The sequence below is a fragment of the Catenulispora subtropica genome (assembly GCF_039531675.1).
GTDB lineage: Bacteria > Actinomycetota > Actinomycetes > Streptomycetales > Catenulisporaceae > Catenulispora > Catenulispora subtropica.
Window position 1 is genome coordinate 16,368 of record NZ_BAAAQM010000078.1, and the last position, 25,739, is coordinate 42,106.

The 25,739-nt window shown below is 73.8% G+C and carries 24 protein-coding genes; 9 read left to right on the plus strand and 15 right to left on the minus strand.

What is annotated here, in order from left to right:
* Positions 1-136 precede the first annotated feature (136 nt).
* The 13 genes from ABD466_RS40540 to ABD466_RS40600 form a co-directional block, all read right to left on the minus strand.
* Positions 137-2,551: a phosphoketolase family protein gene (locus ABD466_RS40540; protein WP_344662621.1), complete on the minus strand. Its 2,415-nt coding sequence runs from the start codon at positions 2,549-2,551 to the stop codon at positions 137-139.
* A gap of 138 nt (positions 2,552-2,689) precedes the next feature.
* Entirely contained in the window at positions 2,690-3,751 is a 1,062-nt protein-coding gene (gene hypE, locus ABD466_RS40545) for a hydrogenase expression/formation protein HypE (RefSeq protein WP_344662622.1), read from the minus strand.
* Positions 3,748-4,872: a hydrogenase formation protein HypD gene (gene hypD / locus ABD466_RS40550; protein WP_344662623.1), complete on the minus strand. Its 1,125-nt coding sequence runs from the start codon at positions 4,870-4,872 to the stop codon at positions 3,748-3,750. Before hypD ends, hypE begins: the two co-directional genes overlap by 4 nt.
* Positions 4,869-5,126 carry a HypC/HybG/HupF family hydrogenase formation chaperone gene (locus ABD466_RS40555; protein ID WP_344662624.1) on the minus strand — a complete coding sequence of 86 codons (258 nt, stop codon included), beginning with the start codon at positions 5,124-5,126 and terminating at the stop codon, positions 4,869-4,871. The genes hypD and ABD466_RS40555 overlap by 4 nt, the downstream gene beginning before the upstream one ends.
* Positions 5,127-5,136: 10 nt before the next feature.
* Positions 5,137-7,539, minus strand: coding sequence for a carbamoyltransferase HypF (gene hypF / locus ABD466_RS40560; RefSeq protein ID WP_344662625.1), 2,403 nt, complete (start codon positions 7,537-7,539; stop codon positions 5,137-5,139).
* A complete protein-coding gene (locus tag ABD466_RS40565) occupies positions 7,536-8,327 on the minus strand; it encodes a hypothetical protein (RefSeq protein WP_344662626.1) in 792 nt (263 codons plus the stop codon). The genes hypF and ABD466_RS40565 overlap by 4 nt, the downstream gene beginning before the upstream one ends.
* A complete protein-coding gene (locus ABD466_RS40570) occupies positions 8,324-9,628 on the minus strand; it encodes a Ni/Fe hydrogenase subunit alpha (protein WP_344662627.1) in 1,305 nt (434 codons plus the stop codon). Before ABD466_RS40570 ends, ABD466_RS40565 begins: the two co-directional genes overlap by 4 nt.
* Complete coding sequence (locus ABD466_RS40575) at positions 9,612-10,427, minus strand: NADH-quinone oxidoreductase subunit B family protein (protein WP_425558863.1); 816 nt, start codon at positions 10,425-10,427, stop codon at positions 9,612-9,614. The genes ABD466_RS40570 and ABD466_RS40575 overlap by 17 nt, the downstream gene beginning before the upstream one ends.
* A 6-nt stretch (positions 10,428-10,433) precedes the next feature.
* Positions 10,434-11,291 carry an FAD/NAD(P)-binding protein gene (locus ABD466_RS40580; RefSeq protein WP_344662628.1) on the minus strand — a complete coding sequence of 286 codons (858 nt, stop codon included), beginning with the start codon at positions 11,289-11,291 and terminating at the stop codon, positions 10,434-10,436.
* A complete protein-coding gene (locus ABD466_RS40585) occupies positions 11,288-12,451 on the minus strand; it encodes a 4Fe-4S dicluster domain-containing protein (RefSeq protein WP_344662629.1) in 1,164 nt (387 codons plus the stop codon). Before ABD466_RS40585 ends, ABD466_RS40580 begins: the two co-directional genes overlap by 4 nt.
* Positions 12,452-12,615: 164 nt before the next feature.
* Complete coding sequence (locus tag ABD466_RS40590) at positions 12,616-13,572, minus strand: hypothetical protein (protein WP_344662630.1); 957 nt, start codon at positions 13,570-13,572, stop codon at positions 12,616-12,618.
* Complete coding sequence (locus tag ABD466_RS40595) at positions 13,569-14,255, minus strand: cytochrome b N-terminal domain-containing protein (protein WP_344662631.1); 687 nt, start codon at positions 14,253-14,255, stop codon at positions 13,569-13,571. The genes ABD466_RS40590 and ABD466_RS40595 overlap by 4 nt, the downstream gene beginning before the upstream one ends.
* The gene (locus ABD466_RS40600; protein ID WP_344662632.1) at positions 14,252-14,461 is read right to left on the minus strand and encodes a hypothetical protein; all 210 of its coding nucleotides are present in this window, start codon (positions 14,459-14,461) and stop codon (positions 14,252-14,254) included. The genes ABD466_RS40595 and ABD466_RS40600 overlap by 4 nt, the downstream gene beginning before the upstream one ends.
* 359 nt (positions 14,462-14,820) lie before the next feature.
* Between ABD466_RS40600 and ABD466_RS40605 the strand changes: the two genes are divergently transcribed.
* The 8 genes from ABD466_RS40605 to ABD466_RS40640 all read left to right on the plus strand — a co-directional run bounded on the left by ABD466_RS40605 (position 14,821) and on the right by ABD466_RS40640 (position 21,974).
* A complete protein-coding gene (locus ABD466_RS40605) occupies positions 14,821-15,549 on the plus strand; it encodes a response regulator transcription factor (protein ID WP_344662633.1) in 729 nt (242 codons plus the stop codon).
* A gap of 5 nt (positions 15,550-15,554) precedes the next feature.
* Positions 15,555-17,021, plus strand: a complete 1,467-nt coding sequence (locus tag ABD466_RS40610) for a HAMP domain-containing sensor histidine kinase (protein ID WP_344662634.1) — start codon at positions 15,555-15,557, stop codon at positions 17,019-17,021.
* A 106-nt stretch (positions 17,022-17,127) separates the two neighbouring features.
* Complete coding sequence (locus ABD466_RS40615) at positions 17,128-17,757, plus strand: hypothetical protein (RefSeq protein ID WP_344662635.1); 630 nt, start codon at positions 17,128-17,130, stop codon at positions 17,755-17,757.
* Positions 17,758-17,884: 127 nt separating this feature from the next.
* Complete coding sequence (locus ABD466_RS40620) at positions 17,885-18,166, plus strand: hypothetical protein (protein ID WP_344662636.1); 282 nt, start codon at positions 17,885-17,887, stop codon at positions 18,164-18,166.
* A gap of 4 nt (positions 18,167-18,170) precedes the next feature.
* A complete protein-coding gene (locus ABD466_RS40625; RefSeq protein WP_344662637.1) occupies positions 18,171-19,400 on the plus strand; it encodes an FAD:protein FMN transferase in 1,230 nt (409 codons plus the stop codon).
* Complete coding sequence (locus ABD466_RS40630) at positions 19,397-20,485, plus strand: ferric reductase-like transmembrane domain-containing protein (protein ID WP_344662638.1); 1,089 nt, start codon at positions 19,397-19,399, stop codon at positions 20,483-20,485. Before ABD466_RS40625 ends, ABD466_RS40630 begins: the two co-directional genes overlap by 4 nt.
* Positions 20,482-21,753: an NADH-ubiquinone oxidoreductase-F iron-sulfur binding region domain-containing protein gene (locus tag ABD466_RS40635; protein WP_344662639.1), complete on the plus strand. Its 1,272-nt coding sequence runs from the start codon at positions 20,482-20,484 to the stop codon at positions 21,751-21,753. Before ABD466_RS40630 ends, ABD466_RS40635 begins: the two co-directional genes overlap by 4 nt.
* Before the next feature lie 2 nt (positions 21,754-21,755).
* Positions 21,756-21,974 (plus strand): ferredoxin, encoded by a 219-nt coding sequence (locus ABD466_RS40640; RefSeq protein WP_344662640.1) that lies wholly within the window; start codon positions 21,756-21,758, stop codon positions 21,972-21,974.
* Between the two features lie 4 nt (positions 21,975-21,978).
* On the opposite strand, the gene ppdK is transcribed toward ABD466_RS40640, so the two are convergent.
* Entirely contained in the window at positions 21,979-24,714 is a 2,736-nt protein-coding gene (gene ppdK / locus ABD466_RS40645) for a pyruvate, phosphate dikinase (protein WP_344662641.1), read from the minus strand.
* Positions 24,715-24,855: 141 nt separating this feature from the next.
* On the opposite strand from ppdK, the gene ABD466_RS40650 reads away from it, so the two are divergent.
* The gene (locus ABD466_RS40650; RefSeq protein WP_344662642.1) at positions 24,856-25,344 is read left to right on the plus strand and encodes an Hsp20/alpha crystallin family protein; all 489 of its coding nucleotides are present in this window, start codon (positions 24,856-24,858) and stop codon (positions 25,342-25,344) included.
* Between the two features lie 96 nt (positions 25,345-25,440).
* Here the strand turns inward: ABD466_RS40650 and ABD466_RS40655 are convergent.
* Positions 25,441-25,739 (minus strand): BON domain-containing protein (locus tag ABD466_RS40655; protein ID WP_344662643.1); only part of this gene is annotated, 299 nt, incomplete at its 5' end.

Sequence of the window (25,739 nt, forward strand, 5' to 3'; positions counted from 1 at the left end):
CCCCCGTCGCCCGGGTCGAAAGCACTGCTGCCCCGTCGTCTCCGGAGAGACGATCGGGGCAGCAGTGCTCAGCGGTATTCAGTGAGATTGCGTTCAGCGGTACTCGGCAGTGGTCGGCGCCGCCGCCACGGTCGGCTCAGTCGAAGGGCCAGACCCAGTCCCGGATCTCCGGCAGGTCGTCCCCGGTCTCCCGAGTGTGCGCCCGCGCCCGCAGCCGCGCGTCGACCATCTGCTGCCGCAGGTGCGCGCCCCGGTCGGCCAGACCGGGCACCCGGTCGATGGCGTCGATGACCAGGTGGTAGCGGTCCAGATCGTTGAGCATCACCATGTCGAACGGCGTGGTGGTGGTGCCCTCCTCCTTGTACCCGCGGACGTGGATGTTGTGGTGGTTGGTACGGCGATACGTCAGCCGGTGGATCAGCCACGGGTAGCCGTGGTAGGCGAAGACCACCGGCTTGTCGCGGGTGAACAGGGCGTCGAACTCGCGGTCGGACAGACCGTGGGGGTGCTCGGACGACGGCTGCAGACGCATCAGGTCGACGACGTTGACCACGCGGATCCGCAACTCGGGGAAGGCCTCGCGCAGGATGGCCGTGGCGGCCAGGGTCTCCAGGGTGGGGATGTCGCCGGCGCAGGCGAGGACCAGGTCCGGCTCGCCGCCGGTGTCGGTGCTGGCCCAGTCCCAGATGCCGATGCCGCGGGTGCAGTGGGTGATCGCCTCGTCCATCGACAGCCAGTTCAGCGCGGGCTGCTTGCCGGCCACGACGACGTTGACGTAGTGCTTGGACCGCAGGCAGTGGTCGGCGACGGACAGCAGGGTGTTGGTGTCCGGCGGCAGGTAGACCCGGATGATGTCGGCCTTCTTGTTCACCACGTGGTCGATGAAGCCCGGGTCCTGGTGCGAGAAGCCGTTGTGATCCTGGCGCCAGACGTGCGACGTGAGCAGGTAGTTCAGCGACGCGATCGGCCGGCGCCACGGGATCTGGCGGGTCGTCTTCAGCCACTTGGCGTGCTGGTTGAACATCGAGTCGACCAGGTGGATGAAGGCCTCGTAGCAGGAGAAGAAGCCGTGGCGGCCGGTCAGCAGGTAGCCCTCCAGCCAGCCCTGGCAGGTGTGCTCGGACAGGATCTCCATGACGCGTCCGTCCGGGGCCAGGTCCGCGTCGTCGCCCGGTTCGGCGTCGGCGAGCCAGGTGCGGCCGGTGGCCTCCAGGACGGCGCCGAGCCGGTTGGAGGCGGTCTCGTCCGGGCCGAAGACGCGGAAGTTCGCGTGCTCCTCGTTGTCGGCCATCACGTCGCGCAGGAAACCGCCGAGGACCCGGCAGGCCTCGCTGGACTCCCTGCCGTGCTGCTTGACCTCCACCGCGTAGTCCTGGAAGTCCGGCAGGTCCAGCTCGCGCAGCAGGATGCCGCCGTTGGCGTGCGGGTTGGCGCCCATGCGCCGCTCGGCCTCCGGGGCCAGCGCGGCCAGCTCCGGGCGCAGCGCGCCGCGGGCGTCGAACAGGCTGTCCGGGTCGTAGGAGCGCAGCCACTCCTCCAGCTGCCGCAGGTGCTCCGGGTCCTCGTGCAGGTTGCTCAACGGCACCTGGTGCGAGCGCCAGCTGCCTTCGGTGCGCTTGCCGTCCACCGTCTTGGGGCCGGTCCAGCCCTTCGGGGAGCGCAGGATGATCATCGGCCAGCGGGGGCGTTCGGCGGTGGCCGCGCCGTCGTCGCCGGAGCCGGCCCGGGCCTCCGCCTGGATGCGCTTGATGTCGTCCAGCGCGTCGTCCAGCGCCGCGGCGAAGGCCTGGTGCGCGGCGTCGTGGTCCTCGGGGTCGGTGACCTCGACCGTGATCGGGCGGTATCCGTACCCTTCGAACAACCGGTCCAGTTCCTCGCGCGGGATCCGGGCCAGGACCGTCGGGTTGGCGATCTTGAAGCCGTTCAGTTGCAGGATCGGCAGCACCGCGCCGTCGCGCGCCGGGTTCAGGAACTTGGTGGAGTGCCACGACGCGGCCAGCGGACCGGTCTCGGCCTCGCCGTCGCCCACGACGCAGCACACCAGCAGGTCGGGGTTGTCGAACGCGGCCCCGAACGCGTGCGACAGCGAGTAGCCCAGCTCGCCGCCCTCGTGGATGGACCCGGGAGTCTCCGGCGCCACGTGGCTCGGTATGCCGCCGGGGAAGGAGAACTGGCGGAACAGCTTGCGCAGACCGTCCTCGTCCCGGCCGATCGCGGGGTAGAACTCGCTGTAGGTGCCTTCCAGATACGTGTTGGCCACCAGGCCGGGCCCGCCGTGGCCGGGCCCTGCGATGTAGATCGCGTTCAGGTCCCTGGCCTTGATCGCGCGGTTCATGTGCGCGTAGATCAGGTTCAGGCCCGGCGTCGTGCCCCAGTGGCCGAGCAATCGGGTCTTGACATGCTCCTTGCGCAGCGGCTCTCGCAGCAAGGGGTTGGCCAGCAGGTAGATCTGGCCCACCGACAGGAAGTTCGCAGCCCGCCAGTACCCGTCGATCAGGTCCAGGTCGGCGCGGGAGAGCGGGGCGGAAGGGGACAGGGCGGCATCGGTCATCTCAGGCACATGCCCTTCAGGGAGAAAATACGAGTCTTTCGTCTCTCCCGAGTATCCGGTGCCTGAGTCGCCCACGGCATGGGGCAGTGGTCCCGGAGTACCGGGTCCTTGGTCCCTACCGCCCCTGTGAACCGGCCGTCAGCAGATCCGCGGCAGCTGCTCGCCGACCAGCATGTCCAGGACCCGCTCCGCCCCGATCCCGGTGCGCACCACCACGCGCCCCGGGTGCTCGGCCACCGCCCGGCCGATCCGGACCGCGCCCGCGGACTCGGGACAGGACCGCATGGCCGCCAGCACGGCGTCGGCCCGCTCGGGCGCGACGAACGCCAGCAGGCAGCCCTCGTTGGCGACGTGCAGCACGTCCAGCCCCAGCAGATCGCAGGCCGCGGCCACCGGCTCCGGCACCGGGAGCGCCGTCTCCTCCACCACCACGCCGGCACCGGAGGCGGCGGCGAGCTCGTTCAGCGCGGAGGCGACCCCGCCGCGGGTCGGGTCGCGCAGCGCGTGCACCGCGTCCCCGCCCGCCGCCACCGCCGCGGCGACCACGTGGTGCAGCGGCTGCGAGTCCGAGCCGACCTCGGTCTCGAATCCCAGCCCGGACCGCGTGGACATGATCGTGACCCCGTGCAGGCCGATGGGCCCGGACAGCAGCAGCACGTCGCCGGGCCGCACCCGTCCCGCCGACGGCCGCGCGGCCGGCAGGCGCACGCCCAGTCCGGTCGTCGTGATGAACAGCCGGTCGGCGGCGCCGCGGCCGACGACCTTGGTGTCGCCGGTGACCACCCGCACCCCGGCGGCGTCGGCGGCCCGGCCCAGCGACCGGGACACCCGGGCCAGCTCGTCCAGTCCGAAGCCCTCCTCGACGATGAACGCCACCGCGAGCGCCCTGGGCACGGCGCCCATCATGGCCAGGTCGTTGACCGTGCCGTGGACGGCCAGCGACCCGATGTCCCCGCCGGGGAAGAACAAGGGGTCGACGACGAACGAGTCGGTGCTCATGACGACCTCGGCGGCGGGCAGCCGCACCACGGCGGCGTCCTCCAACGGCCGGTCCGGTTCGGCGGCCGGGCCGAACGCCGGCAGGATCACGTCCCGCAGCAGTTCGGCGGACAGCAGACCACCGGATCCGTGGCCGAGCAGGACGTGCTCGGTCTCGGCGACCGGCGCGGGACACGAGACGGACAGCGGGCTGGCGGTCATGACAAGGGTCCTTCCGTCGACGTCATCAGCGGTGGCGCGATCCGGCCCGCCGAGTGGAACGCCGCGCACGTGCCCTCCGAGGACACCATCGGCGCGCCCAGCGGATGTCGCGGTGTGCAGCGGGTGCCGTAGGCCGGGCAGCCGGTCGGGACCTTCAGCCCGGTGAGGATCTGCCCGGCGACGCACTCCGACGCCGGCTCCGGCGGGCGGGGCCCGGCCGGGAAGCGTTTCCAGGCGTCGAAGCGCTCGTATTCCGGAGCGAGGACCAGGCCGCTGTCCGGGATCGTGCCGATCCCGCGCCAGTCCTTGTCGGCGACCCGGAAGACGCGGCGGATCGTGTCCTGCGCGGCCTTGTTGCCGTCGCGCCGGACGGCGCGCGCGTACTGGTTCTCCACCTCGTGCCGCCCGGACTCCAGCTGGCGCACCGCCATCAGGATGCCCTCCAGCAGGTCCAGCGGCTCGAAGCCGGTGACCACCAGCGGCACCCGGTAGCGCGCGGCGAGGGGTTCGTACTCGGTGTAGCCCATGACCGCGCAGACGTGTCCGGCGGCGAGGAAGCCGTCGATCAGGCACTCCGGGTCCTCCAGGATCGCCGTGATCGCCGGGGGCACCAGCACGTGGCTCACCAGCATGCTGAAGTTGGCCAGGCCCAGGGACTCCGCCAGCAGCACCGCGGCGGCGTTCGCCGGGGCCGTGGTCTCGAAGCCGACCGCCAGGAACACCACCTGGCGGTCCGGTTCGGCGGCCGCCATCCGCACCGCGTCGGCGGGGGAGTAGACCACCCGCACGTCGCCGCCGGAAGCCTTGATCCGCAGCAGGCTGGTGGACGTGCCGGGCACCCGCAGCATGTCGCCGAAGCTGGTGAACACCAGGCCGGGCCGGGCGGCCAGCTCCAGCGCCCGGTCGATCACCCCGACCGGGGTCACGCACACCGGGCAGCCGGGGCCGTGGATCATCCGGATCCCGGCCGGAAGCAGCTCGTCGATGCCCTGCCGGACCAGGGTGTGCGTCTGCCCGCCGCAGACCTCCATCAGGTGCCACGGCCGGGTCGCGACCGCGGCGAGCTCGGCCAGCAGGCGGCGGGCCAGCGTCGGATCGCGGTACTCCTCCAGGTACTTCACGACGGGCCTCCGGCCAGCTCGGTCTCGATGACGTCCCCCATCGCGCGCAGCACCGTGAGCGTGCGCAGCGCCTCCTGCTCGTCGATGACGCCGATGGCGAACCCGACGTGCACGAGCACGTAGTCGCCGACCGCCGCCTCCGGCACGAACGCCAGACAGACCTGCTTGCGGACGCCGCCGAAGTCGGCGGTCCCCACCGGGAAGGGATCGGCCGGCTCGACGCTCTCCAGCCGTCCCGGGATCGCCAGGCACATGGTCCGCCCCTCAGCCCGTCGCCAGCCGCGCCGCGGCGACCGCGGCCTGCCCGAAGCTGATGCCGCCGTCGTTCGTCGGCACCCGTTCGTTGATCAGGACCCGGAATCCGTCGTCCTCGAGTTCACCGGCCACGGCCTCGGTCAGGCGCTGGTTCTGCCACACCCCGCCGGACAGGCAGACGGTGCGGACGCCGGTGTCGGCCGCGCAGGTCCGCACCAGTTCCCCGGTGGCCCGGGCGAGCGCCTCGTGGAAAGCGGCGGCGAGTTCCGGGACCGGGACGCCGTCGCGGCGGTGCGTGAGCAGGGCGGTCAGCGTGGTCAGGCCGTCCAGCACCCGCAGCCCCGAGCGCTCGGCGATCCGCCAGGGCAGCGGCTCGGCGAGGACTCCCTGGGACGCGGCCTCCAGGCGGACCGCAGCCTGGCCCTCGTAGTCGGCGTGGTCGCAGAGCCCGAGCAGCGCGGCGGCCGCGTCGAAGAGCCGGCCGGCGCTGGAGACCAGCGGCGACCGCGTGCCGGTCCGGGCCAGCCGCAGAACCCTGTCGTACTCGGGCTCCCGGTCGCCGATCCCGGCCAGGACGTCGGCGAAGAGTTCCCGGTCCGGCCGCCGGCCGCCCAGTTCCTCGCCCGCGGCCAGGTAGCTCAGCGCCATGCGCAGCGGATGCCGCACCGCCGCCTCGCCGCCCGGCATCGGCGCCGTGCCGAAGCGGGCCAGGCGGCGGAAGGAGCTCAGATCCGCCAGGAGCACTTCGCCGCCCCACAGCGTGCCGTCCGCGCCGAGGCCCAGGCCGTCGTAGGCGACGCCGAGGACCGGCTCGGTGATCCCGTGCTCGGCCGCGCAGGAGGCGATGTGCGCGTGGTGGTGCTGCACGGCCATACGCCGGGCGGGTTCCCACGCGGTCGCCGCCTTGGTGGACAGGTAGTCGGGGTGCAGATCGTGGACGGCGACCTCGGCCTGGACCCGGTGGACGCGCTGCATGCGCCGCGCGGCCTCGTCGAAGGCCTCCAGCGCGGCGAGGTGGGACAGGTCGCCGGTGTGCGGGCCGACCACCGCGTGGCCGCCCACGGCCAGTGTGAAGGTGTGCTTGAGCTGGGCGCCCATGGCCAGCAGCGGCCGGGGCGCGGCGATCGGGAGGTCGAGGGCCCCCGGCGCGTACCCCCGGGCGCGCCGCAGCACCGTGGGACGGCCGTGGACGACCCGCGCGACCGAGTCGTCGTAGCGGGCGCGGATCGGGCGGTCGTGGGCCAGGATCCCGTCGCTGAGCCGGCCCAGGGTCTCGGCGGCCTCCTCGTCGTCGATGACGATCGGCGTGTCGGCGACGTTGCCGCTGGTGACGATCAGCGGCCGGCCCGCGGCGCGCAGCAGGAGCAGGTGCAGCGGGGTGGTCGGGAGGAACAGGCCCAGGCGCGGGGCGTCCGGCGCGACGCCGGGCGCGAGAAGGGGACGGCCGGCGGGCCACGGCCGGACCAGCACGATGGGCCGCGCGGACCCGGACAGCAGGCGTTCCTCAGCTCCGGTGACGCAGGCCAGGGCCCGGACCGCCGCGAGGTCCTCGACCATGACGGCGAACGGCTTGTGCGGGCGGCGCTTGACCGTCCGCAGCCGGGCCACCGCCTCGCCGTCGGTGGCGTCGCACACCAGCTGGTAGCCGCCCAGACCCTTGAGGGCGATGACGCCGCCGTCCTCGAGCCGTCGCACCGCGAACTCCAGAGCCTGCGGCCCGACCGCCTCGGCCCGGTCCGGCAGACAAGGGCCGGTCCGCCAGACCAGCTGCGGACCGCAGTCCGGGCAGGCGACCGGCTCGGCGTGGAAGCGGCGGTCGGCCGGGTCGAGGTACTCGGCGCGGCAGCGCGAACACAGCGGGAAACCGGCCATGGAGGTGCGGGCCCGGTCATAGGGGAGGTCGTCGATGATCGTGGCGCGCGGGCCGCAGTCGGTGCAGTTGGTGAAGGGGTAGTCGTGGCGCCGGTCGGCGGGGTCCAGCACCTCGGCGCGGCAGGCATCGCACATGCCCGCGTCCGGCGGGACTTCGGGGAAGGGCGTGAGGGCGGGTCCCGAGGCGGGGTCGTCGCTGCTGGCCAGGATCAGGAACCCGGTGCCGTCGGGCACCGGTGCCCCGGTCCCGGTCCCGCGCCCGCCCTCGGGGATCTCGGTGATCTCAGGGATCTCAGTGATCTCGGTGATCTCGCTGATCGCGGCCAGCGGCGGGGCGTCGGCCAGCAGCCGGGCCCGGTACTCCGCCAGGGCCGCCGGCGTGCCCACGACGTCGATCTCGACGACGCCGGCCCGATTGCGGACCGAGCCGGACAGCCCCAGCTCGGTGGCGAGCCGGTACGCGAACGGCCGGAAGCCGACGCCCTGCACCGTGCCGCGCACCTGCCAGTGCCGCGCGACCTCTTCGACATCGCTGCTCATGGGACCAGCCTGGGCCGCGCGCCGGCTTCGGACCAGGACAGGAGGTCCCCGTCGGACCGGGCCGAAAGACCCTCCCCCCGCAGCTCCGCGGCGATGTCCCCGGCCACCCGCCGCACCGCCTCCGCCACCTCGGGCGACAGCCCGGGACCCGGCGCGAAGTCGGCACCCGCGACGGCGAACAGCACCAGCCGGCCGGGGAGCCGGTCCAGGATCTCGGCCAGCGCGATCGCCGCGCCGGGGCCGAGGCCGTGGGTGGCGGCGGGGCCGGGGCATACCGCCACGGACCCGGGCTCGGACCCGGACCCGGACTCGGACCCGGGTTCGGACCCGGGTTCGGACCCGGACCCGGACTCGGACCCGGACTCGGACCCGGACCCGGGCTGGGACCCGGACCCGGGCCCAGACCCGCGACCGGCGGCCAGCCGCCCGGCCCCGGCGGACGCGTCGCGACGCGCGGCGGGCTTCCCGCTCCGGTCGCGGTTCGGCTCCCGGTGCTCCCGGTGCTCCCGGCCCCGGCCGCACACCTCCCACCGCACCGCGTCCCCCGCCGCGAGCCCGGCCCGTGGATCGGCGGCGGCCGCGTCGACCACGATCGCGAGCCCGGCCCCGCGCCACAGCTCGATCAATTCCGTCGGCTCGCCGAAGCAGACCTCCAGCCGCGTGCCGGGCGGCAGCGTTCCGGCCACCGCCGACCGGCGCAGCTCGGCGACCACCGCCGGCCCGACCGCGTCGTCGTGCCGGAACTCCTCGCCGACCCCGATCACCACCGGCGGTCCGGCGGCCGTCACGACCGCTCCAGGTGCAGGTCGAGGAAGTGCGCCGAGCACGAGATGCAGGGGTCGAAGTTGCGGATGGCCTGTTCGCACAGCTCCGTCAGCGCCGCGTCGTCCAGGTCCCGGTGCGCCTCCACCAGCGCGCACAGCTCGGCCTCGATCGCGGCCTGGTTCTGGGAGGTCGGCGGCACGATCCGGGCCTGGTGGACGGTCCCGTCGGCGGCGAGGTCGTACCGGTGGTACAGCAGCCCCCGGGGAGCCTCGCTGACACCCGTTCCGCGCCCGGCGCGCGGCGGCACCGCCACCCAGGCCCGGTCCGGCGGCTCGTAGGCCTCGATGATCCGCAGCGCCTCCTCGAGCGCGTAGACCGTCTCCACCGCGCGCACGACGATGCTCCGGAACGGGTTCCGGCACTCGGCACCCAGACCGGCCGCGCGCGCCGCGGTCGCGGCCTGCTCGGACAACGTCGCCGAGTGCAGGCTGTAGCGCGCGAGAGGGCCGGTCAGGTAGGTGCTGCCGTCGGCGAGCTCGGCGTACAGCGCTGTGGAGTGGGGGACCTGGCGTTCGAACACGTAATCCTCGAAGTGGCTGGTCCAGAAGCCGTATCCGGCATCGGTCCCGATCCGCGTGCCACCGTCGATCGGGTACCGGTCCCCGGCGTCGACGGCCACGAGCCGGTGCCTGGCCTCGACGTCGGGGAAGTCGAAGCCCGCCACCCAGATCACCGTCCGCAGCGCCAGGTCCAGGGCCCGCCGCAGCTCCGGCGCGAACCGCGTCAGCTCCCGGCGCGTCGGCACCCGGTGGAAGCCGCCGAGCCGGACGTTCACCGGGTGGATCGCCCGTCCGCCGACCAGGGCCATCAGAGCGTTGCCGACCTTCTTGATCTCCAGTCCGCGCTCGACGTCCGCCCGGTGGTCGCGCGCCATCTCGATCCCCGAGGCGTAGCCCAGGAAGTCCGGGGCGTGGAGCAGGTGGACGTGCAACGCGTGGCTCTCGATCCACTCGCCGCAGTACAACAGCCGCCGCAGCTCGGCCAGCTGCCCGTCGACGGTCACGCCGCAGGCGTCCTCCATCGCCCGGCACGCGCTGATCTGGTACGCCACCGGGCAGATGCCGCACACCCGCGCGGTGATGTCCGGCGCCTCGGTGTGGGCCCGGCCGCGCAGGAAGGCCTCGAAGAAACGCGGCGGCTCGTAGATCTCCAACCTGGCCTGCTCCACCCGGCCGCCCTTGTCGAGCCGGATGTGCATGGCGCCCTCGCCCTCCACGCGGGCCAGGGACCCCACGCGCAGCGTGCGTTCATGACGATGCGTCATGACCGCCCTCCTCTTCTTCCTCGAGACTCCGCGCGGCCGCCCGGAACGCGGGACTGGCCGCGTTGAACGTGCGGAAGACCCGGGCGATCTGCTCCGGGCTCTCGCCCTGCGTGCGCAGCAGCCGGATCTGCGCCGCGGTGTTGGGGTCGCGCACCGGGCCGAAGCAGCCGTAACAACCGCGCCGGAAGGCCGGGCAGATCGCGCCGCAGCCGGCGTGGGTCACCGGTCCCAGGCACGGCGTGCCGTCGGCGACGGTCACGCACACGGTGCCGCGGGCCTTGCACTCGAAGCAGACGCTGCGGTCCGGGATCCGCGGCTTGCGGCCGGCCAGGTACGCGGTGACGACCTCCAGCAGCTGGCCCCGGTCGATCGGGCAGCCGCGCAGCTCGAAGTCGACCGGGACGTGGTCGGCGATCGGCGTGGAGCGCTCCAGGGTGCTGATGTACTCCGGGCGCGCGTAGACGGCCTCGGTGAACTCGCGGACATCCCCGAAGTCCCGCAGCGCCTGGATCCCGCCGGCGGTGGCACAGGCGCCGAGCACCACCAGGAACCGGGAGTCCGCCCGGACCCGGCGGATCCGCTCGGCATCCTCGGCCGTGGTGATCGATCCCTCGACCAGCGCCAGGTCGTACGGCCCCGGCAGCGAGGTCCGCGTGGCCTCGGTGAAATGTGCGATCTCCACCGTGCCGGCCAGAGCGAGCAGCTCGTCCTCGCAGTCCAGCAGGGTGAGCTGGCACCCGTCGCAGGAAGCGAACTTGAACACGGCGAGCCGTTTGCGGCCGGACGCCATCTTCCCCATCCCCTCTCACAGCTCTCGGACGGCGAGCAGCGGTGCGGCGTGCTCCAGGGTGGTCACCGGCCCGTCCAGGCAGACGAAGTCCGGACCGAGCTGGCAGTGTCCGCACACCCCCACGCCGCAGCGCATGTTCCGCTCCAGCGACACCTCGATGGCGGCCGGACCCATCCCGAGACCGGTGAGCGCGGCCCCGGTGTGCGTCATCATCGCCTCGGGCCCGCACAGGTAGGCGGTGGTCCGCTCAGGGCGGAGCCGGATTTCCGGCAACAGGTCGGTGACCAGTCCCACCGGGCCCGGCCACACCGTCGGCCCCCGCGGGCCGGGTTCCTCCGGAACCCGGTCGACGATGCGCAGCACCGTCACCCCGTGGGCGCGCCAGCACTCGTCCTCGACGCCGTAGAGGTGGTCCGCCGGGGTCCGGGCGCCGGCGACGACGGTGACGAACCCGTACTCGCGGCGCGCGCCGAGCACTTCCAGCAGCGGCGGGCGCAGCGGCGCCAAGCCGATGCCCCCGGCGACGAACAAGAGGTCCCGGCCGCGCGAGCGGGACACCTCCCAGCCGGTCCCGAACGGGCCGCGCACACCGACCACGGTCCCCGGCTCGGCCCGGCACAGCGCGGCCGACACGGCCCCGACCGCGCGGACGGTGTGCGTGAGGCTCCGGTCGCCGTTCACCGCGTGGCCGCTGACCGACAGCGGGATCTCGCCGACCCCGAAGACGTAGACCATCGTGAACTGGCCCGGGCGGGGGCGGGGGAGCGGCCGGTCCAGCGGGGCCAGGCTCAGGGTGCGGGTGTCGCCGCTCTCGCGCCGGTTCTCGGTCACGCGGTACCGCGCCGGCACCAGGGAGAACAGGGAGGCGGTCATCGCGCGTCCCCGGACTCCGTCGCGGCTTCGGCGTCCAGGGCCGCCAGTTCGGCGGTGACGTCGATGCCGACCGGGCACCAGGCGACGCAGCGCCCGCAGCCCACGCAGCCCGAGGTGCCGAACTGGTCGTGCCAGGTCCCGAACTTGTGCGTCAGCCACTGCCGGTAGCGGCTGCGCGTGGAGGTCCGGACCGACCCGCCGTGCAGGTACGAGAAGTCGATGTCGAAGCAGGAGTCCCAGGACTCCCAGCGCTCGGCGTGATCGCCGGTCAGATCGGTGGTGTCCTCGACCGAGGTGCAGAAGCACGTGGGGCACACCATGGTGCAGTTGCCGCAGGCCAGGCACCGGTCGGCGACGTCGGCCCAGTGACCGGCGTCGGCCGAGCGGGCCAGCAGCACCCGCAGATCGGTCGGCGGCAGGGCCCGGCCCATCCGGCCCGCGGCCGCGGCGACCGCCGCGCGCGCCGCTTCCAGCATCCCGTCCGGGACCGGATCGCGCGGCACCGCGTCCAGGACCGCGTCCCCCCGCTCACTGCCGACGGTGACCAGGAAGCGGTGCCCGTTCTCGTCGTCCGTCTCCAGCAGCGCCAGATCGAAGTCGCCGATCCGGTCGGCACAGCCCGGACCGGTCCCGGCCGAGGCGCAGAAGCAGGCGGCGCCGGGCTCGGTGCACTCGACGGTGACGATGAACGGCCCGCGGTCCCCTTCCGGCGCCCGGCGCAGTGCCCGGTTCAGGATCTTGATCGCGGCCAGGTCGCACGGCCGCACCCCGACGAAGGCGTAGGGGACCGGGATCTCGGCGTCGGCCCGCAGGCTCGTCTCGCCGGTCCGCGGATCGCGGTCGGCGGTGAGCAGCCGCCGCCGGGCCGGATGCAGGAACCGCTTCCAGGACTGCGGTCCGGCCGAATGCCCGAACACCGCGCGGTCGCCGCGCTCGGTGAGCCGGTAGCTCCCGGGCGCCGTCGCGGACCCGCGCCCGTGCGGCAGATCGGCGGCCGAGGCCAGCTCGTCCAGGACGATCGCGCCGGCGCCGACGGTCGGGCCGACGGGCCGGAAACCCGCCGCGCGCAGCGCCGCGAGCAGGTCGTCCAGCGCGTCGGCGGAGATCACCGCGCGCCGGGGCGGTGGAGGGACGGTCGGTGCGCTCGTCGCGGTGCCCATATCAGCAGCGTGACGCGGTCCCGGGTGACCGGTCAGAGCACATGGACCCGGCGTCCCCAGGGCCGAAGGTCCCAGCCCCCTACCGGCCGCCTACCAGTCCCCTACCGGCCGCCTCGGCGCTCGCTGCGCCGGGGCGGCCGGAGGAGCCGTGCGACGGTTCCGGGTCAGGACCTCGCCCGGGACCGGTAGTGCTGCCGCCAGATGAGCCGGTAGACCGGGACGTACCGCGGGATCGAGCGCAGGCCCGGGATCAGCGGCAGGAACAACAGGATCCCGCTGACGACGGCCATGGTGCCCCAGACCAGCGCGTCGCCGTTGCCGGACGTCTTGTAGGGGGAGATCTGGTACCAGAACGTGAACGGCGCCAGCCACACCTGGCCGGGGAAGTCGCCGGCCTCGTTCATCATGCCCCACTGGGTGCCGGTCAGATGCTGGCTCTGGGCTTCGGCGGTCAGGTCGCTGCCGTCGGCCATGAACATCAGGGGCAGGGTGTAGTCGGAGTGGTAGAAGCCTCCTTCGGAGAGCAGTTCGCCGTCCAGGGCGCCGGACTGGGCCTGGCGGGTGAGCTGGGCGATCAGGACGGGCACCGGCCCGTAGTCGCCGGCCGGCATCTTCGCCGGATCACCGCCGGCCTTGGTCAGCGCGTCGGCGTAGGCGCCCGTCCATCCGGACCGCTGGTCCGGGCTCGCGGACTTCCAGGCGCCGACCGCGGCGTCGACGTCAGGGTTCTGCGGGATCGCGGCCAGCGGCTTGAGCACGAAGGCCTCGGCGCTGTCGATCGGGTGGGTGACGCCGGCGGCCTTGGCCAGGGCCAGCGGGCCGAGCTTCTGGCCGTCCGCGGCGGTGTTGTAGGGCGGCCCGTAGCCGGCGGTGTCGCTGGAGCCGTCGAGTTCGGCCACGGCGGTGGCGGCGAAGTCGCCGGGGTCGGCCTTCGCCCAGGAGGCGACGGTCATCGGCTTCACGTCGGGGGAGGAGAAGGCGGCGGCGAGCACGAGGGTCAGCACGACGACCGCCACCAGGGCCAGCACGAACTCCTTGACGAGGTCGTACGGCCGGGAGCCGAAGGAGTACGGGTCCGGTTCGGTGTGCGGGCGGCGCGGGCCGCGCGGGCGGCGGATCATGCCTGCGCCTCCGTTTCCCGCTGCGCTTCCGTTCCCGGCAGGGGGAGGGGCGGGACCACCCCGCGGCGCCGGACCAGCAGGATGTGCCAGGCCACGATGACGGAGATCACCAGCGGCAGCAGGGCCACGTGCCAGATGAGCATCTGCCCGAAGTCCATCGTGTTGAAGTAGGCGCCGACGCCGATCGCGTTGAGCCCGTCCTTGGCCTGGACCGCGATCCACTGCGCGTCGAAATTCTGCTGGACGAGGTATCCGGTCAGCGCGGTGAACGCCGAGCACCCGAAGGCCACGACCCCGGTGATCCAGGTCATGAGCCGCCGGCCGCGCCAGGCCGCCATGAAGAACTTGGCGATCAGGTGGATCGACATGAACGTCATGAACAGCTCCACCGACCACAGGTGCAGACTGTTGACGAAGTGTCCGGTGCCCGACACGTGCCACCAGGCCGCGCCCTTGAGGGCGAGGATCGTCCCGGTGGCGATCACGGTGAGCAGCGCGGTGAGGGACAGCACCCCGAAGACGTAGATCCACGAGGCCACGTACGAGGGCTGGGTGTCGGGGAGCAGCCGCTCCGGGGGCATGGTGTCGAAGATCCGGCGGCGCAGAGCGCCGGTCCAGCCGCCGGCCTCCGGTTCCGGCAGCGGCTCCGGGCGCGCCGTGGTGTCGACGAGCTGGTCGGTCATCGTCCGTCGCGTCCCTTCGACCCGGGGAAGGGCACGAACAGCGCCACCACGAACGCGACCGCGATCGCCGCGATCACGACGACGTTGGCGACCGAGACCTGGACGAAGCCCCAGTGCAGGTAGTGGCCCTGGCCGCTGAGGTTCACCGGCGGGGCGAAGGCGGGACGGGGGACGGTGGCGGGTGGTGCGGCGAGAGCGATGGTCACGTCTGTCCTCATCGGATGGCGGGTGGCACCCCGGACAGTGGTCCGGGGAGGTGAAGACGGCCGTCGCCGCGAGAGTCTGATGAAACAAAACCCGCATGTCAACGCCATGGTGGCGAACAACCACGCCATCGGGCCGTCCGACTGTGCCTAGTACGATCGGACGCGTAGAGTGTTTGATCCGTCACACGGCTGATGGCCACCCGGCCGGACCGGGCGGCGGTGGCGGCGTCCCCGGGTATCTACGGGTTCTGACGTAGTTCGGGACAGTGGCGCTCCCGGCGCGTCCCGTGGGGGATCCGCCACGGGACGCGCCGGGGGTGAAGGCGGGATCGGCGCCCGCGCGGTTCTAGGCTGGACCCGTGGACGCAGGCACCGCAGCGAACGGGTTCGGACTCGGCATCCGGGTCCTCGTGGTCGAGGACGACGCCGGCATCGCGCAGTCGCTGGTGCGCGGCCTGGCCCGGGCCGGCTACACCGTGGACACCGCGGCCACCGGCGCCGACGCGCTCGCCGCCCCGCCGGCCGACGTCGTGCTGCTCGACCTCGGCCTGCCGGACCTCGACGGGATCGAGGTGTGCCGCACTCTGCACCGGCGCGGGGACGCGGCGATCATCGTCGTCACCGCGCGGAGCGAGGAACGCGACCGGGTCGCCACCCTGGACTCCGGCGCCGACGACTATCTCGTCAAGCCGTTCGGGCTGGCCGAGCTGCAGGCCCGGGTCCGCGCCGTGCTGCGCCGGACCCGGCCGGCCGGCTCGGGGGCGTACGCGTACGGTCCGCTGACCGTCGACCCGCGCACCCGGCGGGTCACCGTCTCCGGCGTCGAGGTCGCGCTGACCCCGAAGGAGTTCGACATCATCGAATGCCTGGCCGCCGACCCGGGCCGGGTGGTGTCGCGCCAGGAGCTGCTGGAACGGGCCTGGGACGCCAACTGGTACGGCCCGACCAAGGTCCTCGACGTCCACATCGCCGCGCTGCGCCGCAAGCTCGGCGTCGAAGGGCTGGTCGAGACGGTCTACGGACGCGGGTTCCGGCTGGGGCCGGTGCCCGGGGCCGCGGCGGCGCCGCCCGCGCCGCCGCGGGACTGACCGCCGTGTCCCGGCGCATCGCCCTGGCCTTCGCGGCCCTGGTCGCGGTCCTGCTGGTGGCGGCCGTGATCCCGCTGGGCGCGGCCATGCAGTCCCGCGAGGAGGAGTCGTTCCGGTTCACCACCGTCTCGGCCGCGCGCCAGATCACCGCGGCGGCCGAGGAGACACTGGCCGACCACCATCCCCCGGACGCGATGAACCAGGCGGTGGCCGAGGCGGCGCGGCGCGGCGACTGCGCCGCGGTGTACGACCCCGGGGGCGTGGAGGTGGCGGGCACGAACTGCGTCGTGGCCGGCGACACCGCCGCCGTCGCCCTGGCCGCGCGCGCCAGGTCGGAGCGGAACCAGGTGGTCGGGCGGGACGGGGACTGGCTGCGGGCCGCGATCCCGGTCGGCGACAACGGCGACGCCGGGGTCGTGGTCCTGGCCCGCTCGGCCGACCCGCTGGACGACCGGGTCGAGGCGATGTGGACCTGGCTGGCCCTGACCGGCGCCGGCTGCCTGGCGCTCGGCGTCGTGCTCGCGGCCGCTCTGGCGCGCTGGGTCGGCCGTCCCCTGCGCGGGCTCGACGCGGCCGCCGCGCGCCTCGGCGACGGTGAGCTCGACGTCCGGGCCGCGACCGGGGCCGGACCGGCGGAGGTGCGCAGGCTGGCCGCGACGTTCAACCGCATGGCCGAGCGCACCCAGACGCTGGTCGACGCGCATCGGGGATGGGTCGCCGACGTGTCGCACCAGCTGCGGACCCCGCTGACCGCGCTGCGGCTGCGGCTGGACGTGCTGGCCGGGGAGGTCGCGGCGGCGGAGGCCGCGGAGCCCTCCGAGCAGGGCGCCCGGGAGCCGGGTGGCGAGGGCGCGTCCACCCGCCCGCCGACCGGACCGGGCGGCGCCGCGACCGCCGCGGCGTGGCAGGGCCCTGATCTCGCGGCCGAGCTCGCCGGGGTGCAGGAGGAGATCGGGCGCCTGTCCCGCCTCGTCGACGGCCTGCTCGCCGTGGCCAGGGCCGAGGCGGCGGTGCCGCGCCGGGAACCGGTGCCGGCGGACGCCGTCGCGGCCGAGCGGGTGGCCGCGTGGGAGCCGGTGGCGCGGGAGAACGGCCAGGCCCTGGCCGCGGTCGCCGCCGGGCCGGTCCGGGCCCTGCTGGCGCCGGGCGACCTGGAGCAGATCCTCGACAACCTCATCGCCAACGCGCTGGCCGCGGTCCCGGCCGGCGGGCACGTGCGGGTGGTGGCGTCCGCCGCCGGCCGGGACCGGGTGCGGATCCGGGTCGCCGACGACGGACCCGGGATGGGCGAGCCGGCCAAACAGGCCGCTTTCCGGCGGTTCGGGACCAGCGGCGGCGCCGGCAGCGGGCTCGGCCTGGCCATCGTGCACCGGCTGGTCACCGCGAACGGCGGCGAGGTCCGGCTGACGGACACCGCCGGCGGCGGACTCACCGTCGAGATCGAGCTTCCCGCCGCGGGCCCGAACCCCTGACGGCCGCCCGGCCGCCGCTCGCGAGGCGTCTTTGCCTTTTCTGAAGAGTCGATCCGGCATCCTGGGGCCGCACAGGCCTCGGAAGCATGACCGGAAGGACCCGCCAGTGAGCACGTCAGCGAGCATCGGCCCCCGGCGACGGTCCCGCGCCGGCGGCGCCGGACCCGAGGGGAACGAGCGGCTGACGGCGATCACCGGGACGGTCCTGCTGGTGCTGTTCGCGGCCGAGGGCGTCACCATCCTCGGCCTCGAGAACCTGCTCTACTGGCACTACTTCATCGGCTTCCTGCTGGTCGGACCGGTGTGCGTCAAGATCGTGTCCACCTGCTACCGGTTCGCGCGGTACTACACCGGCCACCCCGCCTACGTGCGTAAGGGGCCGCCGATGATCGTGCTGCGGGTCCTGGGGCCCTTCGTGATGCTGACGTCGTGCGCGGTGATGGCGACCGGCATCGCCCTGGGGTTCGGAAAGTCCACCCGGGTGGCGGGGCTGCCGATGCTCCTGCTCCACAAGGGGTTCTTCGTCCTGTGGGCCGGGGCGATGACGATCCACGTCCTGGCCTACCTGTGGCGACTGCCGCGCCTCGTGGCCGCGGACGTGCCGCTGACGCGGGTGCGCCGGACGGCCACGGCGATCGGGGGAAGCGGACTGCGGTGGGCGCTGACCGCCGTGGGCCTGGCCGGCGGCCTGGTGTTCGCCATGCTGGCGGCACACCTGGCGTCGTCCTGGCGCTGAGCGGCCCGTCGGCCGCCATCCGGACGATCCGAAGATCTTTACCGTTCCTGAAGGAGTTCCTCACCGGTTCCTCAGGACCTCCCGATCAAGCTGGAAGGTACAGGACCAGCGACGTCGGAGCGGTGCCATGGATACCAGAACTCGCCACGCGACAGCCGCCCGGGACCGTGCTCTGACCCGGGTCAACCACCTCACCTGGAGAGCCGGGACGCTCGCGGCGGCCGGCGCCGTGCTCCTGGGAGCGGGGTTCGCCCACCTGCTGCCCACGCACCTGCCGCATCCCGCCCTCGGCGGCGGCTCCTCGACCGGAGACGACAACTCGCCGTCGACCGGCGGCGGGATCCAGGGGCCGGCGACGGCGCCGGGGACCACCGGCGGCGGGAGCCACGTGACGTCAGGAGGGTCCTGAGCCCATGGACACGGATGTGGCACCGGTGGGCCGTGCGGAGTTCCCCGCGCTCGGCGGGCTCGCGGTCGTGCTGACCACGGATCCCGGCGCGCTCGAGCGGGCCGCGGCGGCGGTCCGGCGCGAGATCGCCGCGATCGACGCCGCGTGCAGCCGGTTCCGCGAGGACTCCGAGCTCTCGCGGGTCAACGCCGCGGCGGGCGCCTTCGTCGCCGTGGGACCGCTGTTCGCCGAGGCGCTGGAGGCGGCGCTGTGGGCGGCCGGGGCGACGGACGGCGATGTGGACCCGGCCTGCGGTGCGGCGCTGCGGGCGCTGGGTTACGACCGGGATTTCGCAGAGCTCGCCGACACGGTCGTGACCGGCTCGGCGAGCCGGGCGGCGACGGACCGGCCGGATCCGACCGACCATTCGGATCGCCCTGACCGGACGGGCCGGCTGAACCGCACGGGCCGGCTGAACCAGACGAACTGGCGGACCATCACGTGGGACCGGGACCGCCGCCGGGTCCGGGTGCCGCAGGGCATCGCGCTCGACTTCGGCGCGACGGCCAAGGCGCTGGCGACGGACCGTGCGGCCGACCACGCCGCGGCCGCGGCGGGCTGTGGCGTCCTGGTGAGCCTGAGCGGCGACCTCGCCGTACGCGGCCCGGCGCCGGACGACGGGTGGCGGGTGCGGGTGGCCGAGGACCACCGCAGCGGGGACGACGCCCCCGGGCAGACGGTCGCCGTGCGCGACGGCGGGCTCGCGACCTCCAGCACGACGGTGCGCACGTGGCCGGTCCCGGTCCCGGGACACGCCGGCCGGATCGTCGTGCACCACATCGTCGATCCGCGGACCGGCCGGCCGACCGACGGGTGCTGGCGCACGGCGACCGTCGCCGCGGCGTCCTGTCTGGAAGCCAACACGGTCGCCACCGCCGCGATCGTCCGGGGCGAGCGCGCCGCGCGCTGGCTGCGGGAGATCGACGTACCGGCGCGCCTGGTGCGCCGCGATGGAGCGGTGGCGGTGTTCGGAGGCTGGCCCGCCGATCCGGCCGGCGCTCGGGCGGCTGGAGGCGGGGCCGCGTCGCTCGGGTCGGTCGGCGTGATCGATGGCGTCGGCCCGGCTGCTCCCGTTGCTCCGGCTGCCCCCGCTGCCCCCGCTGATCGAGCAGTTCCCGTTGCTCCGGCAGCCTCCGCCCCCCATACCGATCCGCCGGCCCCGGACGACGCCGATCACCCCGGCGGTCGGCCATGACCTCCGCCGCCGTCGTCACGTCGACCGCACCCCTGTGGTACGCCACCCGGGCCACCGGCGTCATAGCCCTGATCCTGCTCACCGCGAGCGTGGTGCTCGGCATCGTCGTCCAGGTCCGCGCGGCCTCCGACCGCTGGCCGCGCCTGGTCACCCTCGGCGTGCACCGCAATCTCTCGCTGCTGGTGCTCGCCTTCCTGGCTCTGCACATCGGCACGGCCGTCGTCGACTCCTACGCACCGGTCGGCTGGCTCTCGCTCGTCGTCCCCTTCGCCTCCTCCTACCGGCCGTTGTGGCTGGGTCTGGGAACGGTGGCGTTCGACCTGCTCCTGGCCGTCACCATCACCAGCCTTCTGCGAAGGCGGATCAGCGTGCGGGTATGGCGCGCCGTGCACTGGGCCGCCTACGCGTGCTGGCCCGCCGCGGTCGTGCACGGGCTCGGAACGGGCTCGGACCCCAGGCAGCCCGTGGTGCTGGGCCTCACCATCGTCTGCGTGGCCGCCGTGCTGGGCGCCGGGGTCTGGCGGCTGGCGGTCGGATGGCCCGACCACGCTCGGACCCGGCTGGTCGCGGCGGCGACCGGCGCCGTCGTCGTCCTGGCGGCGGGCGCGTGGGCGGTGACCGGCCCGCTGCGCCCCGGCTGGGCGGCCCGGGCCGGAACGCCCGCCGCCCTGCTGGCGCGGGCGCAGTCCGCCACGGCGACCGCGAACCCGGCCGGGCCGGCCGTTTCCAGCACGATTCCGTCGCTCCCGTTCCGGACCCCGGTCTCCGGCACGGTGAGCAACTCCGGATCCGAGGAGGACGCCGTGAGCGTGACCGTCACCGGCACCGGTGCCGATCCCGTCGCCTTCAAGATCGTCATCAGGGGCACGGCGGCCTCCGGCGGCGGCGTGGCGATGGACAGCAGCCAGGTCTTCTTCGGCCCGACCGCACAGCCGCAGCGCTACACCGGCCAGGTCACCAAGCTGAACGGCGGCACGATCCAGGCCTCGGTGCGCGACGCGGCCGGGGAGGCCGTCGCGCTGGACTTCGACCTCTCGCTGTCCGGTACGGCGATGACCGGCACGTTGTCGGCGGGTGCGGCATGACCACCGCACACCGTCTCACCGCGACCGGCTCCTCGCCCGCCGATCTGGCCGCGCATCAGCGCTGCCACGGCCCGCTGCCCGTCGCCGATCCGGTCGCGATCATGGAAGCCGTCGAGCGCGCCGGCCTCACCGGGCGGGGCGGTGCGGCGTTCCCGACCGGCCGGAAGCTGCGCACGGTGGCGGCCGGATCCCGCCGGTCCGGCGCACCGGTCGTGGTGGCCAACGGCTGCGAAGGAGAGCCCGCGAGCACCAAGGACCGCACCCTGCTGGTGAAAGCGCCGCATCTGATCCTCGACGGCATCGCCCTCGCCGCCCGGGCGGTCGGGGCACGGAACGCGTACCTGTGCGTGCACGAGAACCAGGACGCCGTGATCAGCACTTTGCGCCACGCCCTGACCGAACGGCGCGGCGCCGGTCTCCCCGGCCCGGAAATCGAGATCGTCACCGTCCCGGACCGCTACGTCGCCAGCGAGGAGAGCGCGCTGGTGCACCAGCTCAACGGCGGCCCGGCGCTGCCGACCTTCACCCCTCCCAGGCCGTTCGAGAAGGGCGTGCGCGGGCGGCCGACGCTGGTCGACAACGTCGAGACCCTCGCGCACCTGGCCCTGATCGTCCGCCACGGTGCCGCCTGGTTCCGCACCCTCGGCACACCGGACGCCCCGGGCACCACACTGGTGACCCTGGACGGCGCCGTCGCGGTCCCGGGCGTGTACGAGGTCGAACTGGGCCTGTCGGGTGCGGAGCTCCTGGCCGTGGCGGGCGGTCCCGCCGAACCCCTGCAGGCCGTGCTGTGCGGCGGCTACTTCGGAGCCTGGATGCGTGCCCACCGGTTCGCCTCGGCGCGGATCACTCCGGGAGGACTGCAGTCCGTGGGCGCGGCCATGGGAGCGGGTGTCTTCCTGGCGCTGCCGGCGACTTCCTGCGGGCTGGCGGAGACGGCGCGCGTCGCGACGTACTTGGCGGGACAGAGCGCCGCACAGTGCGGGCCCTGTCTCAACGGGCTTCCAGCGCTTGCCGACGCCCTGACAGACCTCTCCCTGCGAGGCGACCGTGAGTCCGCCGCCGTCATCGCGTCCTTGATGCCGTACGTCGCGGGGCGCGGTGCCTGCCGCCATCCCGACGGCGCGGTGCGCCTCATCGCCAGCGCGTTGACCGAGTTCGGCGACGACCTGCGCCGGCACACAGGCCAGGGGCCGTGTGCCGGCTTGCGCAGAGCGCCGATCCTGCCGATTCCGGCCGGCGCGGCACGAGTTCCGGAGAAGGTGTGATCATGAGGAGGAACGACTCGCCCGCCCCCCGGCTCCGTGTGGATCCGATCGCCTGCCAGGGGCACGGGCTGTGCATCGAGGCGTTCCCGGAGATGGTGGGGCGCGACCCGTGGGGATTTCCCGTGCTGTCCCCGAACCCGGTCCCGCCCCATCTCCTGCGGCACGCCGAGCGAGCGGTGGCACTGTGTCCGGTGCTCGCGCTGCGGATGGCCAAGGACTGAAAGGTCACGCCCCCTCGACCACCGCCCCCTCGACCACCGCCCTGCCCGCCTCCAGCCGCGCGACCGGCACCCGGAACGGCGAGCAGGACACGTAGTCCAGCCTCGCCCGGTCGAAGAACCGGATCGACTCCGGATCGCCGCCGTGCTCGCCGCACACTCCGGTCTCCAGCCCCGGCCGCGCCGCCCGGCCGCCGGCCAGGGCCGTCGTGATCAGGGAGCCGACGGCCGGGTCGATGGTCTGGAACGGCGACACGGCGAAGATCTTGTGCTCCAGGTACGCCGGGAAGAAGGACCCTTCCACGTCGTCCCGCGAGAAGCCCCACGTGGTCTGGGTCAGGTCGTTGGTGCCGAAGGAGAAGAACGCCGCCTCGGCCGCCAGGTCGCCGGCGGTCAGCGCGGCCCGCGGCAGCTCGATCATGGTGCCGACCGGGCAGTCGACCGCCGTCCCGGTCGCCAGCCGCACCTCGGCCAGCACCTGTTCGGCCTCCTGCTTGACCAGCCGCAGTTCGCTGACGTCACCGACCAGCGGCACCATGATCTCCGGGCGCGGGTCCAGCCCTTCGGCCTTCAGGCCCGCGGCGGCCTCGGCCAGCGCGCGTACCTGGTTCGCGTAGAGCCCGGGCACGGTCAGGCCCAGACGGACGCCGCGCAGGCCCAGCATCGGGTTCTGTTCGTGCGTCCGGCGCACCGCGTCCAGCACCCGCTGCAGGTGGTGCCGGTCCTCGCCGCGGTAGTCCCCGGTGGCGTGGCGCACCGAGAGCTCGGTCAGGTCCGGCAGGAACTCGTGCAGGGGCGGGTCCAGCAGCCGCACGACCACCGGCAGGCCGTCCATGGCCCGCAGGATCCCGCGGAAGTCCTCGCGCTGCACCGTCAGCAGTTCGGCCAGGGCCGTCCCGCGTTCGGCGGGCGTCTCGGCGAGGATCAGCCGCTCCACGATCGGCTGCCGGTCCCCGAGGAACATGTGCTCGGTGCGGCACAGCCCGATGCCCTCGGCGCCGAGCCGCCGCGCCTGCACGGCTTCGTCCGGCGTGTCGGCGTTGGCCCGCACCCGCAGGCGGCGGTGTCCGTCGGCCCAGTCCAGGGCCCGCCGGACCGCGCGCACGACCGCCTCGTCGCGCACTGCCTCATCGTGCACCGTCTCCGCATCCTGTTGGGCGGGCGACTGCCCGGACTCCGGCGCCGGCGCCACGAAGTCGCGCGCCACCGGCGAGGGCACCAGCGGGATCCGGCCGGCGTACACGTCGCCGGTGGAGCCGTCCAAGGACACGAAGTCGCCGTCGCGCAGCCGCGTCCCGTCCGGCAGGGTCAGCACGCCGCCCTCGACGTCCAGGTCCAGCTGGTCGGCACCGCACACGCACGGGATGCCGAGCCCGCGCGCCACCACCGCGGCGTGCGAGGTCTTGCCGCCGGAGGTGGTGAGCAGCCCGACCGAGGCCAGCATCCCCGGCAGGTCCTCGGGCCGGGTCTGCGGCCGGACGAGCACCACGTGCCGCCCGTCCTCCCTGCGCTCGACCGCCTTGCGGGAGTCGAACACGATCTGGCCGACGGCGGCCCCCGGCGACGCGGCCACGCCGCGCGCGGCGGGCCGGTCGGTCCCGGACTCGGCGAACCGCGGGAACAGCAGTCTGGCCAGCCGCTCCCCGGTGCCCCGCCCCAACGCCTCGTCCGGGGTGATGACGCCCTCGTCGACGAGGTCGGAGGCGATCCGGAACGTGGCCTCGGCGCCGCGCTCGCCGATCCGCGTCTGCAACATCCACAGAGTGCCGCGTTCGACGGTGAACTCGATGTCGCACATGTCGCGGTAGTGGGCCTCCAGCGCCCGCAGGTTCGCGCGCAGCCGCGCGTAGGAGGCCGGATCGAGGCGCTCCAGCTCCGCCAGCGGCACGGTGTTGCGGATCCCGGCCACGATGTCCTCGCCCACGGCCCGTTGCAGGTAGTCGCCGTACGCGCCCGGGGCACCGGTGGCCGGGTCGCGGGTGAACGCGACGCCGGTCCCCGAATCGGGTCCCAGGTTCCCGAACACCATCAGGCAGACGTTCACCGCGGTGCCGAGGTCCTCCGAGATGTCCTCGCGCCGCCGGTACGCGCGGGCGCGCTCGCCGTTCCAGGAGTCGAAGACGGCGCGCACGGCCAGATCCAGCTGCCGCCGCGGGTCGCCGGGGATGCCCTCTCCGGTTTCGGCGTTCACCACCTCCTGGTACGCGGAGGTCAGAACCTTGAGCTGCGCGGCGTCCAGAACGTTCTTCCGTCCGGCGCCGAAGGCGTCGCACACCCGCGTCTCGGCCTCCTGGAACAGCTGCTCCGGCAGCCGCAGGACGGTCTCGCCGAACGAGCGCACGAAGCGGCTGTACGCGTCCCACGCGAAGCGCTCGTCGCCGGACCACTCGGCCAGCCGCAGCACCGCCTCGTCGCCGAGCCCGACGTTCAGCACCGTGTCCATCATGCCGGGCATCGAGATCTCCGCGCCGGAGCGGACGGCGACCAGCAGCGGCCGGTCCGCCCCGAACCGCTTGTGGACCTCGGTCTCGAACCGGTCCCACTCCCTGGTGATCTCGTCGGCCAGCCGGTCCGGTTCCCGGCCGTGCTCCAGATAGGCGCGGCAGGCCTCGGTGGTGATGGTGAAGCCCGGGGGGACCGGCAGCTCCATCCGCGTCATCTCGGCCAGGCCCGCGCCCTTGCCGCCGAGCAGGTTCGCCATGTGCCGACCTCCGTCGGCGAATCCGTACACGTATCTGTCCATACGGCCACGGTCACGCTCCGCGGGGGTCGCGGCCCAGGGCCGCAGGGGCCTGACGATTCGGGCCGTTCGGCCCTGATGCGCTCCTGTTCGCGGGGGTTGTCTGGGAACCGTCCCTACTCCCGCGGAAAGCGAGGACCGTCGATGAACGAGATCAGTCGCCGCCACCAGATCGTGCCGCTGCCGGACCTGCGGGACTGGTTCGACCCGTTCGGGATGCTGGAGTGGCGTCCGAAGCTGGACTTCCACCCGATCCGGGTCGAGGACCGGTTCGAGGAGGACGGCACCTACGTGCTGTCCGCCGAGATGCCCGGCATCGACCCCGAGCACGACGTCGAGCTGGTGGTGTCCGAGGGCACGCTGACCATCCTGGCCGAGCGTTCCTCCGAGCAGCACGACAAGCGGCACAGCGAGTTCCGCTACGGCGCGTTCAGCCGCGCGGTGCGGCTGCCGGCCAACGCCAAGGAAGAGGAGATCACCGCGAACTACCGCGGCGGCATCCTCACCGTGCGGGTGCCGGTGGTCCTACCGCCCAAGGCCGCCGCCCGGAAGATCAACGTCGCCGCCGAGCACCACGGCGCCGCCGGTGCCGAAGGGCCGAAGACCGACGGGGCGAAGGCGAAGAAGAGCTGACGCGCGGAACGTGGCGGCGGCCTCCGGGAGCGGGGGCCGCCGCCACGTTGTCGCCGGGCGTCGCGGGCGCTGGGGGCGCTGGGCGCGCCCGGAGGATCACACGCCCGGCGGCCGGCGGTGCCCGAACACGCCGTGCAGCGGTCCCGGCGACGGCTTGTCACCGGTGTCGTCCCGCTCGTAGCCGAGCTCGTTGACGACGTCCACGACGCCGTCGGTGACCCGCACCACACGCTCGACCAACTCGGCGACGCTGCGCGCCTCGACCGTGCCGCGCATCCGCACCACTCCGTCGGCCACTGAGACGTCCATCTCGCGCGGATCGATCCACAGTGTCCTGAGGAGGACGTCGTCGAGGATCTCCGTGCGGATCTCGGCGTCCGGGCGGGTGAACAGGC

Coding starts and splice junctions, on each gene's coding strand:
- ABD466_RS40540 (WP_344662621.1), bottom strand. CDS start 2,551: ATGACCGATGCCGCCCTGTCCCCTTCCGCCCCGCTCTCCCGCGCCGAC.
- hypE (WP_344662622.1), bottom strand. CDS start 3,751: ATGACCGCCAGCCCGCTGTCCGTCTCGTGTCCCGCGCCGGTCGCCGAG.
- ABD466_RS40555 (WP_344662624.1), bottom strand. CDS start 5,126: ATGTGCCTGGCGATCCCGGGACGGCTGGAGAGCGTCGAGCCGGCCGAT.
- hypF (WP_344662625.1), bottom strand. CDS start 7,539: ATGAGCAGCGATGTCGAAGAGGTCGCGCGGCACTGGCAGGTGCGCGGC.
- ABD466_RS40570 (WP_344662627.1), bottom strand. CDS start 9,628: ATGACGCATCGTCATGAACGCACGCTGCGCGTGGGGTCCCTGGCCCGC.
- ABD466_RS40575 (WP_425558863.1), bottom strand. CDS start 10,427: ATGGGGAAGATGGCGTCCGGCCGCAAACGGCTCGCCGTGTTCAAGTTC.
- ABD466_RS40580 (WP_344662628.1), bottom strand. CDS start 11,291: ATGACCGCCTCCCTGTTCTCCCTGGTGCCGGCGCGGTACCGCGTGACC.
- ABD466_RS40585 (WP_344662629.1), bottom strand. CDS start 12,451: ATGGGCACCGCGACGAGCGCACCGACCGTCCCTCCACCGCCCCGGCGC.
- ABD466_RS40590 (WP_344662630.1), bottom strand. CDS start 13,572: ATGATCCGCCGCCCGCGCGGCCCGCGCCGCCCGCACACCGAACCGGAC.
- ABD466_RS40595 (WP_344662631.1), bottom strand. CDS start 14,255: ATGACCGACCAGCTCGTCGACACCACGGCGCGCCCGGAGCCGCTGCCG.
- ABD466_RS40620 (WP_344662636.1), top strand. CDS start 17,885: ATGGATACCAGAACTCGCCACGCGACAGCCGCCCGGGACCGTGCTCTG.
- ABD466_RS40625 (WP_344662637.1), top strand. CDS start 18,171: ATGGACACGGATGTGGCACCGGTGGGCCGTGCGGAGTTCCCCGCGCTC.
- ABD466_RS40630 (WP_344662638.1), top strand. CDS start 19,397: ATGACCTCCGCCGCCGTCGTCACGTCGACCGCACCCCTGTGGTACGCC.
- ABD466_RS40635 (WP_344662639.1), top strand. CDS start 20,482: ATGACCACCGCACACCGTCTCACCGCGACCGGCTCCTCGCCCGCCGAT.
- ABD466_RS40640 (WP_344662640.1), top strand. CDS start 21,756: ATGAGGAGGAACGACTCGCCCGCCCCCCGGCTCCGTGTGGATCCGATC.
- ppdK (WP_344662641.1), bottom strand. CDS start 24,714: ATGGACAGATACGTGTACGGATTCGCCGACGGAGGTCGGCACATGGCG.
- ABD466_RS40650 (WP_344662642.1), top strand. CDS start 24,856: ATGAACGAGATCAGTCGCCGCCACCAGATCGTGCCGCTGCCGGACCTG.